This window comes from Aestuariibaculum sp. M13, assembly GCF_024723255.1.
GTDB classification, from domain to species: Bacteria; Bacteroidota; Bacteroidia; order Flavobacteriales; family Flavobacteriaceae; genus Aestuariibaculum; species Aestuariibaculum lutulentum.
Genome location: NZ_JANIAC010000001.1, coordinates 614978 through 632904, shown reverse-complemented (window position 1 = coordinate 632904; position 17927 = coordinate 614978). Strand labels below are relative to the sequence as shown.

Annotated in this window: 20 protein-coding genes; 14 read left to right on the top strand and 6 right to left on the bottom strand. The window is 33.5% G+C overall.

Going from position 1 to position 17927, the window contains the following annotated elements; genetic code table 11:
* Positions 1–3 precede the first annotated feature (3 nt).
* The 11 genes from infA to NO995_RS02770 all read left to right on the top strand — a co-directional run bounded on the left by infA (position 4) and on the right by NO995_RS02770 (position 8826).
* Positions 4–219 (top strand): translation initiation factor IF-1, encoded by a 216-nt coding sequence (infA, locus tag NO995_RS02820; RefSeq protein WP_028289261.1) that lies wholly within the window; start codon positions 4–6, stop codon positions 217–219.
* A 4-nt stretch (positions 220–223) separates the two neighbouring features.
* Positions 224–340 carry a type B 50S ribosomal protein L36 gene (gene ykgO / locus NO995_RS02815; RefSeq protein ID WP_013305171.1) on the top strand — a complete coding sequence of 39 codons (117 nt, stop codon included), beginning with the start codon at positions 224–226 and terminating at the stop codon, positions 338–340.
* 107 nt (positions 341–447) lie between these two features.
* Positions 448–822 (top strand): 30S ribosomal protein S13, encoded by a 375-nt coding sequence (gene rpsM / locus NO995_RS02810; RefSeq protein WP_188214821.1) that lies wholly within the window; start codon positions 448–450, stop codon positions 820–822.
* A gap of 99 nt (positions 823–921) precedes the next feature.
* Positions 922–1314 (top strand): 30S ribosomal protein S11, encoded by a 393-nt coding sequence (gene rpsK, locus NO995_RS02805; protein ID WP_240571835.1) that lies wholly within the window; start codon positions 922–924, stop codon positions 1312–1314.
* Positions 1315–1487: 173 nt separating this feature from the next.
* Positions 1488–2093: a 30S ribosomal protein S4 gene (gene rpsD / locus NO995_RS02800; protein ID WP_240571834.1), complete on the top strand. Its 606-nt coding sequence runs from the start codon at positions 1488–1490 to the stop codon at positions 2091–2093.
* A gap of 107 nt (positions 2094–2200) precedes the next feature.
* A complete protein-coding gene (locus NO995_RS02795; protein ID WP_240571833.1) occupies positions 2201–3193 on the top strand; it encodes a DNA-directed RNA polymerase subunit alpha in 993 nt (330 codons plus the stop codon).
* A 62-nt stretch (positions 3194–3255) separates the two neighbouring features.
* Positions 3256–3729 (top strand): 50S ribosomal protein L17, encoded by a 474-nt coding sequence (gene rplQ / locus NO995_RS02790; protein ID WP_188214825.1) that lies wholly within the window; start codon positions 3256–3258, stop codon positions 3727–3729.
* 90 nt (positions 3730–3819) lie between these two features.
* Complete coding sequence (carA, locus tag NO995_RS02785) at positions 3820–4926, top strand: glutamine-hydrolyzing carbamoyl-phosphate synthase small subunit (RefSeq protein ID WP_240571832.1); 1107 nt, start codon at positions 3820–3822, stop codon at positions 4924–4926.
* A gap of 152 nt (positions 4927–5078) precedes the next feature.
* Positions 5079–6368 carry a phosphopyruvate hydratase gene (gene eno / locus NO995_RS02780; protein ID WP_240571831.1) on the top strand — a complete coding sequence of 430 codons (1290 nt, stop codon included), beginning with the start codon at positions 5079–5081 and terminating at the stop codon, positions 6366–6368.
* A gap of 181 nt (positions 6369–6549) precedes the next feature.
* The gene (locus NO995_RS02775) at positions 6550–7836 is read left to right on the top strand and encodes a citrate synthase (protein ID WP_258226188.1); all 1287 of its coding nucleotides are present in this window, start codon (positions 6550–6552) and stop codon (positions 7834–7836) included.
* Between the two features lie 75 nt (positions 7837–7911).
* Positions 7912–8826, top strand: a complete 915-nt coding sequence (locus NO995_RS02770; RefSeq protein WP_240571829.1) for a dimethylarginine dimethylaminohydrolase family protein — start codon at positions 7912–7914, stop codon at positions 8824–8826.
* On the opposite strand, the gene NO995_RS02765 is transcribed toward NO995_RS02770, so the two are convergent.
* Together NO995_RS02765 and NO995_RS02760 are read right to left on the bottom strand one after the other, a co-directional pair.
* Positions 8816–9718: a cation diffusion facilitator family transporter gene (locus NO995_RS02765; RefSeq protein WP_240571828.1), complete on the bottom strand. Its 903-nt coding sequence runs from the start codon at positions 9716–9718 to the stop codon at positions 8816–8818. The genes NO995_RS02770 and NO995_RS02765 overlap by 11 nt on opposite strands.
* A gap of 130 nt (positions 9719–9848) precedes the next feature.
* The gene (locus NO995_RS02760) at positions 9849–10343 is read right to left on the bottom strand and encodes a GNAT family N-acetyltransferase (protein ID WP_258226187.1); all 495 of its coding nucleotides are present in this window, start codon (positions 10341–10343) and stop codon (positions 9849–9851) included.
* A 198-nt stretch (positions 10344–10541) separates the two neighbouring features.
* On the opposite strand from NO995_RS02760, the gene ctlX reads away from it, so the two are divergent.
* On the top strand, positions 10542–11477 hold the full coding sequence (ctlX, locus tag NO995_RS02755) for a citrulline utilization hydrolase CtlX (RefSeq protein WP_258226186.1): 936 nt from the start codon (positions 10542–10544) through the stop codon (positions 11475–11477).
* On the opposite strand, the gene NO995_RS02750 is transcribed toward ctlX, so the two are convergent.
* Complete coding sequence (locus NO995_RS02750; protein WP_258226185.1) at positions 11474–13546, bottom strand: tetratricopeptide repeat-containing sensor histidine kinase; 2073 nt, start codon at positions 13544–13546, stop codon at positions 11474–11476. The genes ctlX and NO995_RS02750 overlap by 4 nt on opposite strands.
* Before the next feature lie 483 nt (positions 13547–14029).
* On the opposite strand from NO995_RS02750, the gene argS reads away from it, so the two are divergent.
* Positions 14030–15814, top strand: a complete 1785-nt coding sequence (gene argS / locus NO995_RS02745; RefSeq protein WP_240571825.1) for an arginine--tRNA ligase — start codon at positions 14030–14032, stop codon at positions 15812–15814.
* A 189-nt stretch (positions 15815–16003) separates the two neighbouring features.
* Positions 16004–16195 (top strand): hypothetical protein, encoded by a 192-nt coding sequence (locus tag NO995_RS02740; RefSeq protein ID WP_258226184.1) that lies wholly within the window; start codon positions 16004–16006, stop codon positions 16193–16195.
* A 5-nt stretch (positions 16196–16200) separates the two neighbouring features.
* Here the strand turns inward: NO995_RS02740 and NO995_RS02735 are convergent, their stop codons facing one another.
* Genes NO995_RS02735 through NO995_RS02725 form a run of 3 tightly spaced genes read right to left on the bottom strand, consistent with a single transcriptional unit; the run spans position 16201 to position 17927 of the window.
* Complete coding sequence (locus tag NO995_RS02735; RefSeq protein ID WP_240572672.1) at positions 16201–16470, bottom strand: acyl-CoA-binding protein; 270 nt, start codon at positions 16468–16470, stop codon at positions 16201–16203.
* Positions 16463–17119, bottom strand: a complete 657-nt coding sequence (locus NO995_RS02730) for a phosphatidylserine decarboxylase family protein (RefSeq protein ID WP_258226183.1) — start codon at positions 17117–17119, stop codon at positions 16463–16465. Before NO995_RS02730 ends, NO995_RS02735 begins: the two co-directional genes overlap by 8 nt.
* Positions 17109–17927, bottom strand: coding sequence for a phosphatidate cytidylyltransferase (locus tag NO995_RS02725; RefSeq protein ID WP_258226182.1), 819 nt, complete (start codon positions 17925–17927; stop codon positions 17109–17111). The genes NO995_RS02730 and NO995_RS02725 overlap by 11 nt, the downstream gene beginning before the upstream one ends.

Sequence of the window (17927 nt, the reverse complement as noted above, 5' to 3'; positions counted from 1 at the left end):
ACTATGGCAAAACAGGCAGCAATAGAACAAGACGGAACAATTATTGAAGCATTATCAAATGCGATGTTCCGTGTTGAATTAGAAAATGGTCACATTGTGACAGCACATATCTCAGGTAAAATGCGTATGCACTATATCAAACTTTTACCGGGAGATAAAGTAAAATTAGAAATGAGTCCTTACGATTTGTCTAAGGCTCGCATAACTTATAGATACTAATACGATGAAAGTTAGAGCATCCGTTAAAAAAAGAAGTGCAGATTGTAAAATCGTGCGTAGAAAAGGTAGACTTTACGTGATAAACAAAAAGAATCCTAGATTTAAACAAAGACAAGGTTAAATTGTACATGAGTTATTAGGGCTTAGAAGTTAGATGAGAATCTGTTTGAAATAGAAATGTTTAGGATTCTAACAACTAAAAACTAGCAACTAGAAACTAAAAACAATATGGCAAGAATTGCAGGTGTAGACATACCAAAAAACAAAAGAGGAGTTATCTCTTTAACTTATATCTACGGAATAGGTAGAAGTAGAGCAAAAGAAATATTAGCTCAAGCTAATGTTGACGAAAGTATTAAAGTTCAAGACTGGAACGACGACCAAATCGCTGGTATTCGTGAAGCTGTTGGATCTTTTACTATCGAAGGTGAATTACGTTCTGAGATTCAATTAAACATTAAACGTTTAATGGATATCGGTTGTAACAGAGGAATTCGTCACAGAGCTGGACTTCCTTTAAGAGGTCAACGTACTAAGAATAACTCTAGAACAAGAAAAGGTAGAAGAAAAACTGTTGCTAACAAGAAAAAAGCAACTAAATAATTAAAGTCAAGTTAGTATTTAGCTGTTAGATGAATCTGTTTGAAATGTAAAAGTCTAGGATTCTATCACTAACAACTAACAACTAGAAACTAAAATAATATGGCAAAATCAAATACAAAGACTACTAAAAAACGTAAAGTTATAGTAGATTCTGTTGGAGAGGCTCACGTAAATGCTTCTTTTAACAACATCATTATCTCATTAACTAACAAAAAAGGTGACGTAATTTCTTGGTCATCTGCTGGTAAAATGGGATTTAGAGGTTCTAAAAAGAATACTCCTTATGCTGCTCAATTAGCCGCTGAAGATGCTGCAGCTGTAGCTTCAGAAGCTGGTTTAAAGAAAGTAAAAGTATATGTTAAAGGTCCAGGTAACGGTAGAGAATCTGCTATTCGTTCAATCCACAATGCTGGTATCGAAGTAACAGAAATCATCGATGTTACTCCACTACCACACAATGGATGTAGACCTCCAAAACGTAGAAGAGTATAATTTTTACTCAACATATTTTTATAAAGAAATTAATATCAGCTTAATATACAGCTGGTATTAATTTTTTTTATATATTTGCACACCGAAAAAAACAAGTATTAACGAGAGATTAACGATTATCGGAGGATAAGATTTAGACCTTAATCCATAGTCACTCTCAAAAACAATTAGAAATGGCAAGATATACTGGTCCTAAAACAAAAGTAGCTCGTAAATTTGGAGAAGCTATTTTTGGAGACGATAAGTCTTTTGAGAAAAGAAATTACCCTCCTGGGCAACACGGAAACGCTAGAAAGCGTGGAAAAAAATCTGAGTACGCAATCCAGTTAGAGGCTAAGCAAAAAGCTAAGTACACTTACGGAATCTTAGAAAGACAATTTAGAGGTTTATTTAAGAAAGCAAGAGCTGCTCAAGGTATTACAGGTGAGGTTTTATTACAACTTTGTGAATCTAGATTAGATAACGTAGTATACCGTATGGGTATCGCTCCATCTAGAAGTGGTGCTAGACAATTAGTATCTCACAGACACATTACTGTAAATGGTGAGTTAGTAAACATTCCTTCTTACCAATTAAAAGCTGGAGATGTTGTAGCTGTAAGAGAGAAATCTAAATCTTTAGATGTTATCGAAAGATCTTTAGCTAACTCAAGCAACGTTTACGAGTGGATTACTTGGAATGACGATACTAAACAAGGAACTTACGTTTCTGTACCTGCTAGAATTCAAATTCCAGAAAACATCAACGAACAATTTATCGTCGAGTTATACTCTAAATAATAAAAATAAATTATTAACAACATTGGTATTTGGCCAAAGGGTTTGTTCGTACTTCTTCAAACTTATAAACCGCGCAACCAAGTAACAATTAAAACGAAGAAAAAAAAATGGCAGTATTTAATTTTCAGAAGCCCGACAAAGTAATCATGATTGATTCAACAGATTTTGAAGGGAAATTCGAATTTCGTCCTTTAGAACCTGGATACGGTTTAACAGTTGGTAACGCATTAAGAAGAGTACTTCTTTCTTCATTAGAAGGGTTTGCAATTACTTCTGTTAGAATCGAAAGTGTAGATCATGAGTTTTCAACGATTGCTGGTGTAGTAGAAGATGTTACAGAAATCATCTTAAACTTAAAGCAAGTTCGTTTTAAAAGACAAATTGAAGATATCGACAACGAGTCTGTATCAATTTCAATTTCAGGTCAAGAGCAAATCACTGCTGGAGATTTCCAAAAGTTTATTTCTGGATTCCAAGTGTTAAATACAGAGTTAGTTATCTGTAACTTAGATCCAAAAGTTAACTTTAACATGGAAATTACAATTGAAAAAGGTAGAGGATATGTACCTGCAGAAGAAAATAAAAAAGCTGCTGCGCCAATAGGAACAATCTTTACAGATTCAATTTACACACCGATTAAAAACGTTAAATATAGTATTGAGAACTATCGTGTTGAGCAAAAAACTGACTACGAAAAGTTAGTATTTGAAATCATCACAGACGGTTCTATCACTCCTCAAGATGCGTTAACTGAGGCTGCTAAAACGTTAATTCACCACTTCATGTTATTCTCTGATGAGCGTATTACATTAGAAGCTGATGAAATTGCACAAACTGAAACATATGATGAAGAATCATTACATATGAGACAGTTACTAAAAACGAAGTTAATCGATATGGATTTATCGGTTCGTGCACTTAACTGTTTAAAAGCTGCAGAAGTTGATACATTAGGTGACTTAGTATCATTTAACAAAAACGATTTAATGAAATTCAGAAACTTCGGTAAGAAGTCTTTAACAGAGCTTGAAGAGCTTGTAAATGTTAAAGGTTTAAACTTCGGAATGGATTTAAGCAAATATAAATTAGATAAAGATTAATTACTTCATAATTTGCTCCTCAATAGTGGGTTGAAGCAAGATGAAGTTTAAAACCAAAAGTCATGAGACACGGAAAAAAAGTAAATCACTTAGGTAGACAAACTGCACATAGAAAATCTATGTTAGCTAATATGGCTTGTTCTTTAATCGAGCACAAGCGTATTAACACTACTGTTGCTAAAGCTAAAGCTTTAAAACAATTTGTTGAGCCTTTAATTACTAAGTCTAAAGAAGATACAACTCACAACAGACGTGTAGTTATGTCTAGATTAAGACAAAAAGACGCAGTAACAGAATTGTTCAGAGATGTTGCAGCTAAGATTGCAGATCGTCCAGGAGGTTACACAAGAATTATTAAACTTGGTAATCGTTTAGGTGATAACGCTGATATGGCTATGATTGAACTTGTAGATTACAACGAGCTTTACACTGCTGGTAAACCAGAGAAGAAAACAACTCGTAGAAGTAGAAGAGGTGGTTCTAAACCAGCTGCTGCTCCTGCTGTAGAAACTCAAGCTTCAAACGAAGAAGAATAAATGATTGAAAGCATTTTAAATATTAAAGGATAAACTATTTTAGTTTATCCTTTTTTTTGCGCAATTTTGCAAAACTTTTTTAGCGAATACATGAAATATCAAAAAAGACAAAAAGCCATCATTCTTTTAGCAGATGGTACCATTTTTTATGGTAAGGCAGTAGGAAATAAGCAAGGAACGGCGTTCGGTGAAGTATGTTTTAATACTGGTATGACCGGATACCAAGAGATTTTTACAGATCCTTCTTATTTCGGACAAATTATGGTGACTACCAATGCGCACATTGGTAACTACGGAACTAATGCAGAAGAAATAGAATCTGATTCAGTAAAAATCGCTGGGTTAGTAGTTAAAAACTTTAGCTACGAGTATTCAAGAGATGCTGCAGACAGTTCTTTAGAGGAGTTTTTAGATAAAAATAATTTACTAGCTATTTCAGATGTAGATACTAGAGCATTAGTAAGCTACATTAGAGATAATGGTGCTATGAACGCTGTTATTTCAACAGAGGTTGATAACATTGAAGGTTTAAAAAAGCAATTAGCTGAAGTGCCAAACATGGAAGGTTTAGAATTAGCTTCTAAAGTTTCTACAAAAGAGCCGTACTATTTTGGTGATGAAAACGCGACTTATAAAATTGCTGCTTTAGATATCGGAATTAAAAAGAATATCTTAAGAAACTTGGCAAAGCGTGATGCTTATATTAAAGTATTCCCATACAATTCTAAATTTGAAGATTTAGAAGCATTTAATCCAGATGGATATTTCTTATCTAACGGACCTGGAGATCCAGAACCATTAGCAGATGCACAAGAAGTAGCTAAAGAAATTATCAAAAGAAATTTACCATTATTCGGTATCTGTTTAGGACACCAGGTTATTGCATTGGCAAACGGTATTTCTACCTATAAAATGCATAACGGTCACAGAGGTATTAACCACCCTGTAAAGAATATGGTAACAGGAAAAGGAGAAGTAACTTCTCAAAACCACGGTTTCGCGGTAAATAGAGAAGAAACTGAAGCACACCCGGATGTAGAGATTACTCATGTACACTTAAATGATAATACCGTTGCAGGTATTGCCATGAAAAGTAAAAATGTATTCTCGGTACAATACCACCCGGAAGCGAGTCCTGGACCACACGATTCATCGTATCTTTTTGATCAGTTTATAGAAAATATCAAAAATAAATAGTATTAAATCCTCAAAAAACATTAAGATTTTTTGAGGATTTTCTTTACTAAAACGTTATAGCGAATATTTTGAATATTTCTTAAAAAACATCTTAAAAAAGATAAGATTTAAACGTAAATTTGAATAAATAAAAGATTTAAAAATAACCAATTATGAGTGTAATAATTAATATTCACGCAAGACAAATTCTTGATTCTAGAGGGAATCCTACTGTTGAAGTAGATGTAGTTACTGAAAATGATGTTTTAGGAAGAGCTGCTGTACCATCAGGAGCATCAACAGGAGAACACGAAGCTGTCGAGTTACGCGATGGTGGTAGTGCATATATGGGTAAAGGTGTTTTAAAAGCTGTAGAGAATGTAAACTCTATTATTGCTCCTGAATTATTAGGGGTTTCAGTTTTCGAACAAAACCTTATCGATCAAATTATGATTGATTTAGATGGAACTAAAAACAAATCTAAATTAGGAGCTAATGCTATTTTAGGAGTGTCTTTAGCTGTTGCTAAGGCTGCTGCTGGAGAATTAGGTTTACCATTATACCGTTATGTAGGTGGTGTTTCTGCTAACACATTACCGGTACCAATGATGAATATTATTAATGGAGGTTCTCATAGTGATGCGCCTATCGCATTCCAGGAGTTCATGATTATGCCTGTTAAAGCGAAAAACTTTACGCACGCTATGCAAATGGGAACTGAAATTTTCCATAACCTTAAAAAAGTATTACACGACAGAAACTTAAGTACAGCTGTAGGTGATGAAGGTGGATTTGCTCCAACTTTAGACGGAACAGAAGATGCTATCGAAACAATTGCTAAAGCTGTTGAAAATGCGGGATATAAGTTTGGTGAAGAAGTTAAAATCGCTTTAGATTGTGCTTCAGCTGAGTTCTACGAAGGTGGTGTTTATAACTACGCTAAATTCGAAGGAGAAACAGGTGTAACAAGAACAAGTAAAGAGCAAGCTGAATACTTAGCAGAATTAGTTTCTAAATACCCAATTATCTCTATCGAAGATGGTATGGATGAAAACGACTGGGAAGGATGGAGCTATTTAACAGAGTTAGTTGGTGATAAAGTACAGTTAGTAGGTGACGATTTATTTGTAACTAATGTAGAGCGTTTATCAAGAGGTATCGAAAACGGTATTGCAAATTCAATCCTTATTAAAGTAAACCAGATTGGTTCTTTAACAGAAACTATTGCAGCGGTAAACATGGCGAAAAACGCAGGATACACTTCTGTAATGTCTCACCGTTCTGGCGAAACTGAAGATAACACGATTGCCGATTTAGCTGTAGCTTTAAACTGTGGACAAATTAAAACAGGATCTGCATCACGTAGTGATCGTATGGCAAAATACAATCAATTACTTAGAATTGAAGAAGAATTAGGTGATGTTGCTTATTTTCCTCAAGAAAATGCTTTTAAAGTAAAGTAATACAAAGTCATAAAATTTTCAAAAAAAGGCGGTTATTGTTTAATAATCGCCTTTTTTTATACTTAGATTCTAAACAATATGTTAATTGGTGAAATCTTTGGTTTGATCTCCTTTATAAGTAGATAGATATTTATTAAATTAGCGATCCAATAAAATTAAATTAAACAATCATTAAATACATATGGCTAATACTGCTACCATTGAAATAAACGGAGAAAAACATGAATTTCCGTTAATTGAAGGAACAGAGAAAGAAGTTGCAATAGATATTACAAATTTAAGAACAGCGACAAACGGAGTAATAACTATAGACCCGGGATATAAAAATACAGGCGCATGCGAAAGTGGGGTTACTTTTTTAGATGGTGAGCAAGGTATTTTAAGATATAGAGGTTATAGTATTGAAGAATTGGCCGAAAAGGCTGATTTCCTAGAGGTAGCTTATCTTCTAATTTTCGGAGAACTTCCAACAAAAGAACAAAACGAAAAATTTCATAACGATATTAAGGCAGAAGCTGTTGTAGATGAGGATGTAAAGAAAATTGTTGAAACATTCCCAAGATCTGCACACCCAATGGGTGTAATAGCCTCTTTAACAAGTGCGTTAACAGCATTTAATCCATCTTCAGTGAATGTAGATTCAGAAGAAGATATGTACAGGGCTATTGTGAAAATTTTAGGTAAATTCCCTGTGTTAGTAGCATGGACTTTACGTAGAAAGCAAGGCTTACCATTAAATTATGGTAGTGATGAAATTGGTTATGTAGAGAACATCTTAAAAATGATGTTTGAAAAACCTAATCACCCATATGAACAAAATAAAGTTTTAATCAATGCTTTAGATAAATTATTGATTTTACATGCAGATCATGAGCAAAACTGTTCAACTTCTACAGTAAGAATAGTAGGGTCATCGCACGCTGGATTATTTGCTTCTCTTTCAGCTGGTATTTCAGCTCTTTGGGGACCATTACATGGTGGTGCTAATCAAGCGGTTTTAGAAATGCTTGAAGCTATTAAAGCCGATGGTGGAGATACTAAAAAATATATGGCGAAAGCTAAGGATAAAAGCGATCCGTTCCGTTTAATGGGATTCGGACACCGTGTATACAAAAACTTCGATCCAAGAGCTAGAATCATTAAAAAGGCTGCTGATGAAGTGTTAGGAGACTTAGGTGTTCAAGATCCTATTTTAGATATAGCTAAAGGTTTAGAAAAAGAAGCATTAGAAGATACCTATTTTGTAGATAGAAAATTATATCCGAACGTAGATTTCTATTCAGGAATCATCTATAGAGCTATGGGAATCCCAACCGATATGTTTACGGTAATGTTCGCATTAGGTCGTTTACCAGGTTGGATTGCACAATGGAGAGAAATGCGTTTACGTAAAGAACCAATTGGAAGACCAAGACAAATTTATATTGGGGCTACCGAAAGAAAATTTGTTTCAGTAGACGAGAGATAATATTTTTGAAATATTAGTGTATAAAAGAAAGGCTTTATAAGATTTACTTATAAAGCCTTTTTTTATATTTACACCATGCTAAAACTGAATATACAAAACGAAATTTCTAAGCTTAAAGCAGTTGTTCTAGGAACAGCAGAAAGCAACGGCCCTACACCTAAGGTTGAGGAATGCTACGACCCTAAAAGTATCGAACATGTGCTGGCAGGGACCTATCCAAAAGAAGCAGATATGATTCAGGAAATGGATGCTGTGGCTAAAGTTTTTGAGAAGTACGGGGTTCAAGTGTTTCGTCCTGATGTTATTAAGGATTGTAATCAGATATTTTCTCGTGACATTGCTTTTGTTATAGAGGATAAAATGATTCGGGCCAATATTTTACCTAACCGCGATAAGGAAGTGCACGCCATAGATTATATCTGGAATCAGGTGGAAGAAGAGAATAGAATTATTCTTTCGGAAGAGTGCCATGTTGAAGGTGGCGATGTCATGCCATGGGACGATTATATTTTTGTTGGAACTTACTCAGGTGAGAATTACCCAGATTTAATAACTGCACGTACCAATATGGATGCCGTTATTGCTCTGCAAGAATTATTTCCGGAGAAAACTGTAAAGTCATTCGAGCTAAGAAAATCGAATACAAATGCTAAGGAGAATGCTTTGCATTTAGACTGTTGTTTTCAACCTTTAGGAAAAGGAAAAGCAATTCTTCATAAAAATGGCTTTTTAATTGATCGGGAATACCAATGGTTGGTTGACTTTTTCGGAGAAGAGAATATATTTGAAATCACGAAAGACGAAATGTATAACATGTATAGCAATGTGTTTTCAATTTCGGAGGATGTGGTAATTTCAGAGAAAAGTTTCACGAGATTAAACGATTGGTTACGAAAGGAAGGCTTTACTGTTGAAGAAGTACCTTACTCGGAAATTGCTAAACAAGAAGGTTTATTACGTTGCTCAACGATGCCTTTAATTAGGGAATAATATGTTTACAACTATCCAGACTGCAATCGTTTGGTTCAATGTGAATGGAAATATTTCCTAAGTTGGTTATTTCGCTATGTAGATAGTCTTTTAGTTTATGCGATAAATCATGTCCTTCTTTTACGGTTATATTGCTGTTTACCATGGCATGAAGGTCTACATGATAACGCATACCAGACTTTCTGATGTAGCATTTTTCGGTAGCTAAAATTCCTGGGACTTCAAGCGACTTTTCTCTTATCTCAAGAATCAGGTCGTCGTAAAGGTGTTCATCCATTATTTCACCTAAAGCAGGTCTGAAAATCAAATAACTATTGTAAAGGATAAAACCTGAAGCCAGAAGAGCAGCCCAGTCATCGGCAGTTTCATAACCTTCACCAAAAATTAAGGCAATAGAAATACCAATAAAAGCCATGACTGATGTGATAGCATCGCTTCGGTGATGCCAAGCATCAGCCTTAAGTGAAGAACTATGCGTCTCTCTGCTTTTTCTAATGACAATTTGAAACGAGATTTCTTTCCAGATAATAATAGCTCCCAGAACAATTAACGTCCATGGTTTTGGAGTCTTGTGTGGCGTTTGTATATGTTCAATGCTTTCGTAGCCAATAATCGTAGCCGAAGTCACTAAAAAAGCCACTACAATAAATGTAATTAAAGGTTCTATCTTTCCGTGCCCATACGGGTGATTGTCATCGGCTGGTTTTTTTGCGTATTTAAGCCCAAGTAACACCAGAACAGAAGAAAAGATATCGGTAGTCGATTCAATGGCATCGGCAATTAAGGCATACGAATTACCAAAAACTCCAGCAAGCCCTTTTATTAAGGCTAAACTAGTGTTGCCTATAATGCTGAAATATGTGGTTTTTATGGCAGTTTGTTCGTTGCTCATAATGGTTTGTGTTAGAATTGTGCGATTTCGTAATCATGGATTTTCCGAAGAAAAATTAGAATGAACAATGGCATTAGAACTTATAATAATTATGGATTATACTACTCATTATTTTATATGACGCAGGTATTTATTTTAAAGTTAATTTTAACTCGGGAAACTTAGGTTCATCAAACCCCAGGTCTTTATAAATATTTATTCCATCTTGAGTTGCATGTAAATTTAAAAATTCTAATTTTTCTCTCTTTGCCTTTTTAATTAGTTTTTTTAATAATTCTTTCGCAATACCATTCCCTCTATATTCTTTTAATGTAAAGACGTTTAGTACATACCCTCTTCTACCTTTGTTATTTATACTTTCATAGCTTGGAGGAGCTTGACTAATTACAATTACTCCTGTCGCGATAATTTCATTCTCATATTCTGCTAGTTGAGTCAAAATTATTTCTTCTTCTATAGATTTTGAAAAATAATCGATAAGCTCGATTTTTAACCTAATAGCTTTTGGATGATTTTTGAGTTCTAATACTTCATTAATGTAATTAATTCTATAATTTGCTAAAGTTTCGGCATCATCTTTAGTAGCATTTCGAAAATGAATCTTTGATTTATTTATTTTTTTCATAATAAGTACATATGAAATTTAATTTTACTTTTAATATTATTTTCGATGCTAAGATAAATGCTTTGTTTAAAAGGGTTAATTACTTAAAACGAAGTTAATTTTTTTATGGCTAAAATCACGAATCTTCTTTGTTAAATACTAAAACAGATATGTTTTTATACTGTAAATAATTATACTTTTGTATTGAAATTTACAGATATGCAACAGACAACAAATACCATTTTAATGATTCGTCCAATAAACTTCAGGATGAATGAACAGACCGCTGTGAATAACTATTACCAAAAGGTTATTGATAATTTATTACCTCAAACGGTAAACGCAAAAGCACAGCAGGAATTTGATGCTTACGTTGAAAAACTACGTGGTATTGGGTTGAATGTAATTGTTGTTAATGATACTGAGGAATATGATACTCCAGATTCTATTTTCCCAAATAACTGGGTGTCTTTTCATGAAAACGGAACGATTGCCTTATACCCCATGTTTGCAGAAAACAGACGATTAGAACGTAGAGAAGAGGTTCTTTTGGCTGTTGAAGAAGCCGGTTTTGTTATTCATGATGTTGTAGATTATACCGAAGCTGAAGATGAGGGCGTTTTTTTAGAAGGTACTGGAAGTTTAATTTTAGATCGTGTAAATCGTAAAGCTTACTGTGCGTTATCACCTCGTGCAGATGAAGAGTTGTTTATTGAGTTTTGTGAAGATTTCGAATATTTTCCTGTATTATTTACTGCAAATCAAACGGTAAATGGCGAGCGTAAAGCTATATATCATACTAATGTTATGATGTGTTTAGGCGAAACCTTCGCGGTGGTGTGTTTAAGTAGTATTGATGATAAAAAAGAACGTAAAAATTTATTAACGCATCTAAAATCTGATGGTAAAGAAGTTATTGATATTACCGAAGATCAGGTAAATAATTTTGCAGGTAATATGCTTCAGGTAAAAGGCGATAATGATGAGCCTTATTTGATTATGAGTGCGGCCGCTCATGCCTCGTTAACCGAACAACAAATAAGTAAACTTGAAAAGCATACTAAAATTTTATCAAGTTCTTTAGATACTATTGAAGCCTGTGGTGGAGGAAGTGCGCGTTGTATGATGGCCGAAGTATTCTTGCCTAAAGCTTAATTAATAGGTTTAGATTTTGGCAGTTGAATGTAGAATGTAGTTCCAACATTTAAAGTGCTTTCAACCCAGATTTTACCATTATTAAGTTCTACAAGTTCTTTGCAGATAGACAGCCCTAAGCCGGTGCCTTTTTCGTTGTTGGTGCCTAAAGTGGTAAACGAACTATTTTTAAATAGTTTGTCCATGTTTTCTTTTGAAATGCCGATGCCAGTATCGGCTACGCTAATAATACAGCTACCATTACTAATATGGTTATTAACTGTTATGGTGTCTCCTTTTTTACAGAATTTTAGTGCATTGGCCAATAGATTCTGAATAACGATTTCAATCATACTTCTATCGGCATAAGCAAAGTCACGTAAAGAATGGTCTATAAGTTCGATGCCTTTGCTTTCAAGGCGCTGTTCAATAAGTTTTACTTTAGCTTCAAAAACTTCCTGAATATCAAATAATGAAGGTTTTGGGTCTAATGACTGCATTTGAGATTTAGACCAGTTTAGTAAGTTGAAAAGTAGTAAAGAAGCATTATTTGCGTTTTCACTTAATTCAGGAATTAAATTATCGAATTCTTCACGAGTTAATGAACCTTCTTTCATTAAATTGATAAAGCCGTTAATTGAAGATAAAGAGTCTTTTAAGTCGTGAGATATAATAGAGAATAATTTGTCTTTTACATTGTTTACATTTTCCAGATGCTGAGTCTGTTCAGCGAAAGCTTCGTTTTGTAATTGAATTTTAATGTTTTTTTCTTCTAATTCCTGAGTGTATTTTATATTGCTGTTGCGCTTAACGTAAATTAGAATTAAAAATGTTGATACAATGGCTAAGGCAGCTAACAATCCGTAAAGAACAACTTTAAATTTGTTTATACCCGTTTGCGTTTCCTGAACTTGACTTTCAAAGTTATTAACAGGTTCTTGAGTGGTTGTTGAAATCTCTTTGTCAAAATTCGGGTTAAATTCTAAATCGGAAGCTTTAATAGTTTTAATTTCGCTGGAACCTTTTTGTTCTATGTTTTGTTTTAAATCGTAATATTCACGTTGCCAAATGTAAGCTCTGTCAAATCTACGTTTAGTAGAATCCAGATCTTTCATGAGTTTGTAATAGGTTAATAACTCATTGTTGTTACTAATGCTTTTTGCAATTGTACCCGCTTCATAAAGTTGCTGTTCGGCAAGGTTTAATCGGTTTAAGCGCAAGTTTAAGTCTCCTAAACCATTTAAAGCCAGTAGTAAACCGGCTTTATCATTAGAATTTCTGTTTAGTGTTAACCCTTCAAGGAGGTATTCAGAGGCTTTGTCGTAGTCATTGAATTTTAAATATTCCCGACCGAGCTTCGGGTAAACCCTTCCTCGAATGGAGTCGTTATTTTTATTTGTCCGATTGAGGACTGTTTCATAAAATTCTATAGACTTTCGGTATTCTTTATTACTCGAATATAATTCAGCTAATTGTAAGTTGGTTTTTAAAATACCTTCATTATCGTTTAACTGTTCGAGAACATCGAGAGCTTTCAAATTAAATTTTATAGCATAATCTGTGGCTCCGATATTGTAATAAGCTTCAGCTAAATTGGTATAAGCCAGAGATAGATCGGATTTTAGATTTAAACTTTCTAATTCCTTAATAGCAGCTAAACAATATTGTAAACCTTCAGAATAATTACCTCGTTTAATTTCTAAAAGCCCAATACTATTGTTCACTTTAGCAACGCCCGTAGAATCGTTAAGGTCCTGATAAATAGATTTAGACTTTTTATATCCGTTTATAGCGTTAATATAATCGCCTTTTTGGGCATAGATTAAAGACTTGTAGTAAGTACTTGCAGCAATACCTTTAGTGTAATTTAAACTATTGGATAATTTTTCACTTTCAACTATATACTTTACAGCCTTATCGTAATTTTTGTTGTTATAAAGTAATTCAATGATTTTAAGAGAAGTTTCTACTTTAAGTGAATCCTGTGTTTCGAAAGCCAATTGTATAGAAAGACTATCTAACTCTTGAGTTTGTGAAAAACCAAGCAGTGTAGATATAGTAAGTACAATTAAAGTAATTATTCTCCTCATACAATATTCAAGTTACAAAAATGAATAAAGCAGTAACTAAAGTCATCTTTATTGAGGGAATTAAAGATTTGCTTTATTAAGCTGTAATGTTAATATGTTTGTTTTTTGTTTAGAGTCTAAAAGGGACTTGGATTAATAGCTTTACATAACAAAATTAGAAAATGCTATGTTATAATCTAATTTCTCTGTTTTAATGCCAATATTTTAGATAAAACGACAAGGTGCTATTTTGAAAAACATCGACGAATAGATGAACGGTAAAAATCATGGAAAAACGACGGAATTATCGATGAAATGCACCTGTGTTTATTGGGGTTGTCGAATGTTCTTGGTAAATTATTGTTGTTGAGTTGTTTGGGTAATTTTTAAGCAGGTTTTGATTAAAATTTCGTTAGGTTAAGATAAGCTTAATTTTTAAAGCTATTTTATGAGGAAATGCTTTAAGAAAAGTTTTATCTTTGCTGACCTAAAAAATGACCATAAATGAGCCTTCAACAGACTTTACAAAATCAAGTAAAACAAGCCGTTTTAGCATCTTTTGATGTATCGATTGATACCGTAGAATTTCAAGCAACAAGAAAAGAATTTGCAGGAGATATTACAGTCGTAATTTTCCCAATGTTACGTTATGTAAAAGGAAATCCTGTACAAATAGGGGAAACCATAGGGAATTACCTTGTTGATAATGTTGAAGAAGTAAAAGCTTTTAATGTCGTTAAAGGGTTTTTAAATGTAGAAATCAGTGATGCTTACTACATGAACTTTTTCAATGGAATAAAGAATGCTACAGATTATGGTTTTGTAACACCAAGTCCGGAAGATAAAGCCATAATGGTTGAGTACTCATCTCCAAATACGAATAAGCCATTACACTTAGGACATATTAGAAACAACCTTTTAGGTTATAGTGTTTCTGAAATTTTAAAGGCTTCTGGAAAGAAAGTTTATAAAACACAAATTATTAACGACCGTGGTATTCATATCTGTAAAAGTATGTTGGCCTGGGAGAAATTTGGTAACGGAGAAACTCCTGAAACGACAGGTTTAAAAGGAGATAAGCTGGTAGGGAATTACTATGTGAAATTCGATCAGGAATATAAAAAGGAAATAGAAACTTTAGTTGCTGAAGGTAAATCACAAGAAGAAGCAAAAAAGGAAGCGCCTTTATTATTGGAAGCTCAAAACATGCTTCGTAAATGGGAATCTGGAGATGAGAAAACAGTTGCGCTTTGGAAAACCATGAACGGATGGGTATATGACGGATTTGCCGAAACTTATACCAACATGGGAGTAGATTTCGATACCCTATACTACGAAAGTAATACCTATTTGTTAGGAAAGGAATTTGTAGCCGAAGGGCTTAAATCAGGTGTATTCTTCAAAGAGGAAGATGGCTCGGTGTGGTGTGATTTAACCGAAGAAGGATTAGATAAGAAAATTGTTCAACGCGCCGATGGTACAGCGGTTTACATGACTCAGGATATTGGAACGGCAATTCAGCGTATTAAAGATTTTCCTGATGTTGGCGGGATGGTTTACACTGTAGGTAACGAACAGGATTATCACTTTCAGGTATTATTCATCATTCTTAAAAAATTGGGATTTGAATGGGCTAAAAATCTTTACCATTTAAGCTACGGAATGGTAGATTTACCAAGTGGAAAGATGAAGAGTAGAGAAGGAACCGTTGTAGATGCCGATGATTTAATTGATGAAATGGCGACGACAGCCGAAGAAATCTCAGAAGAATTGGGTAAGCTAGATGGTTATACTGAAGAAGAGAAAAAGGCATTGTATAAAACGATTGGTTTGGGCGCTTTAAAGTATTACATTCTTAAAGTCGATCCTAAGAAACGTATTTTATTCGATCCCAAGGAATCTATCGATTTTCAAGGGAATACAGGGCCTTTTATTCAATATACTTACGCTAGAATTCAGGCGATTTTAAGAAGAGCAGATTTCGATTATTCTAAAAATTTAACTGTTTCGGAAATTACTTTACATGAAAAGGAAAAGGAACTTTTAAAACAGTTAGAGTTATTTCCGGAAGTGATTCAAAATGCGGCAACACAACATAGTCCGGCTTTAATTGCAAACTATACGTACGATTTAGTAAAAGAGTTTAATTCATTTTACCAGAATGTATCCATTTTAGGCGCGGATAATGATGATGAAAAAATATTTAGAGTTCAGCTTTCTAAACAAGTAGCCAATACTATAAAAAATGCATTTAGTGTTTTAGGAATTCAGGTTCCTGAGCGTATGTAGGTTTTTTTAAATTATAGAAAAGTAAAGGGACCAATTTGGTCCCTTTTTTGTTTTACTTCATTAATTTATATAACTGATTATGAGTTTTTTGTATTGATTAGTCATTTTTAGGGGACAAATTCATCAATCTTAAGTTTTTGTTTTGAAAATTATAACTTGTTTGTTTTCTTTAAGTTAATAAAATATAAAATGAAAGTCGTTCAGAATATTTACAGACAGAATGCGTTTTCAGATAAAGGGCAAAATGTACTTATACATCCCATATCCTTATCGGTTTACAATAAAAAGAAAAGAAGAAAATTGTACTGGATTTTAGTAACAATAGTATTGTTACTAAATGTAATAGCCTTAGGGATTTATATAGTGGTATTTAAAAAGTAAAAGAATTATTTACCGTACAAAAAGTAATGGTTAGCTAAATCTATGTATTGACGTTTAGCTTCATTTTCACTTATATTTTTCACCTGAAATAAAGCATTCGTTTTAAATGCATTTATAATGGCTTTTTTACTATTAGGTTTACTATATGAATTAGTTGCCTTTTTGTAATAGGCATAAAGACTTAAAAGCACATCAGCTGGAAACGGATCGGTGTAAGCATTTACACGATCTACAGCATCTTGAAACTCTTTATCTAATTCTTCAGTACTACTCATTGGTTTCTGCAATAATACTTTCTCCACCTCTTACTTTTTGGTTTAATTTTACTTTAATATTGGTGTCTAGAGGTAAAAATAAGTCAACTCTTGAACCAAACTTTATAAAACCAGAATCAGCACCTTGAATAGCGGCATCATCTACTTTTGCGTAGTTAACAATACGTTTAGCTAAAGCACCTGCAATTTGTCTGTAAAGCACTTGTCCGTAAGTTTTGTTTTCAACAACAACAGTAGTACGTTCGTTTTCTTCACTGGCTTTTGGATGCCATGCAACTAAATATTTTCCAGGATGGTATTTGCTAAAAACAACTTTACCGCCAATAGGGTAGCGTGTAACGTGCACATTTATTGGAGACATAAAAACACTTACCTGAAGACGTTTTTCGTTGAAAAACTCTTTTTCAAAAACTTCCTCAATAACTACAACTTTACCATCAACAGGAGATACTACTTGTTTGTCGTTAGGTTTTGTATGTCTTTTTGGGTTTCTGAAAAACTGAAGTATAAGTATTAAAAATACTAAAAGAATTAGCCTTAAAGCCAATTTTAACCATTCAATAGTTACAAAATTATCAACTAATACAGTAGATGAAATTACCAGTATAAACGTAACAATAATTATCTTATAACCCTCTTTATGAAACATAATGTAACAATCTTAAAAATAAATAAATAAACGGGGCAGTAAATATAATGCTATCTAATCGGTCTAATAATCCACCGTGTCCAGGCATAATAACACCGCTGTCCTTAACGTTAGCTTGTCTTTTAAATTTAGACTCTACTAAGTCTCCTAAAGTCCCGAAAACACTAATGATAATGCTTAAGACTAGCCAGCTTGTAAAGTTTAAAGTTTCCGCAAAGGTACTAATAAAATAACTTGCTATGCACGAAAAAAATAGTCCGCCCATAAAACCTTCAACAGTTTTTTTTGGCGATATTTTTTCGAAAAGTTTTTGCTTGCCAAAATTCTTTCCAACCAAATATGCGAATGAATCGTTAATCCACACTAAAAGAAAGGATCCCAATAAAATATTAGGGTTGTAGGTATCGTGATAGCCGGCTATTAAAATTAAAAATACGAAGGCACTTGACAGATAGAATGTGGTTAGAAGAAATCGTTTAGAGCTGAAAAGGGGTATTGTTTTTTCGGAGAACAAATCTTTAATCAAGAATAGATTCACAAAAATGCTAAGTACCATAAGTATCTGCGTGGCTTCATCAAGTCCTTTTGTGTTAATGATTAAATGCCAGTACCCAAAAATGGTATACAGAATAACGAATATGATATAAGGGACAAAGCTTTTTAATTCAATTAGCTTATTGAATTCGTTCAAGGATATCAAACCAAAAATAAAAAACAGGCCTATTAGTAAATGCTCGAATTGCATGCAAACAAGCAAAAGCAGGACGTAAAGTACGCCGGAAAGTGATCGAGTTAGAATTTCTTTCAT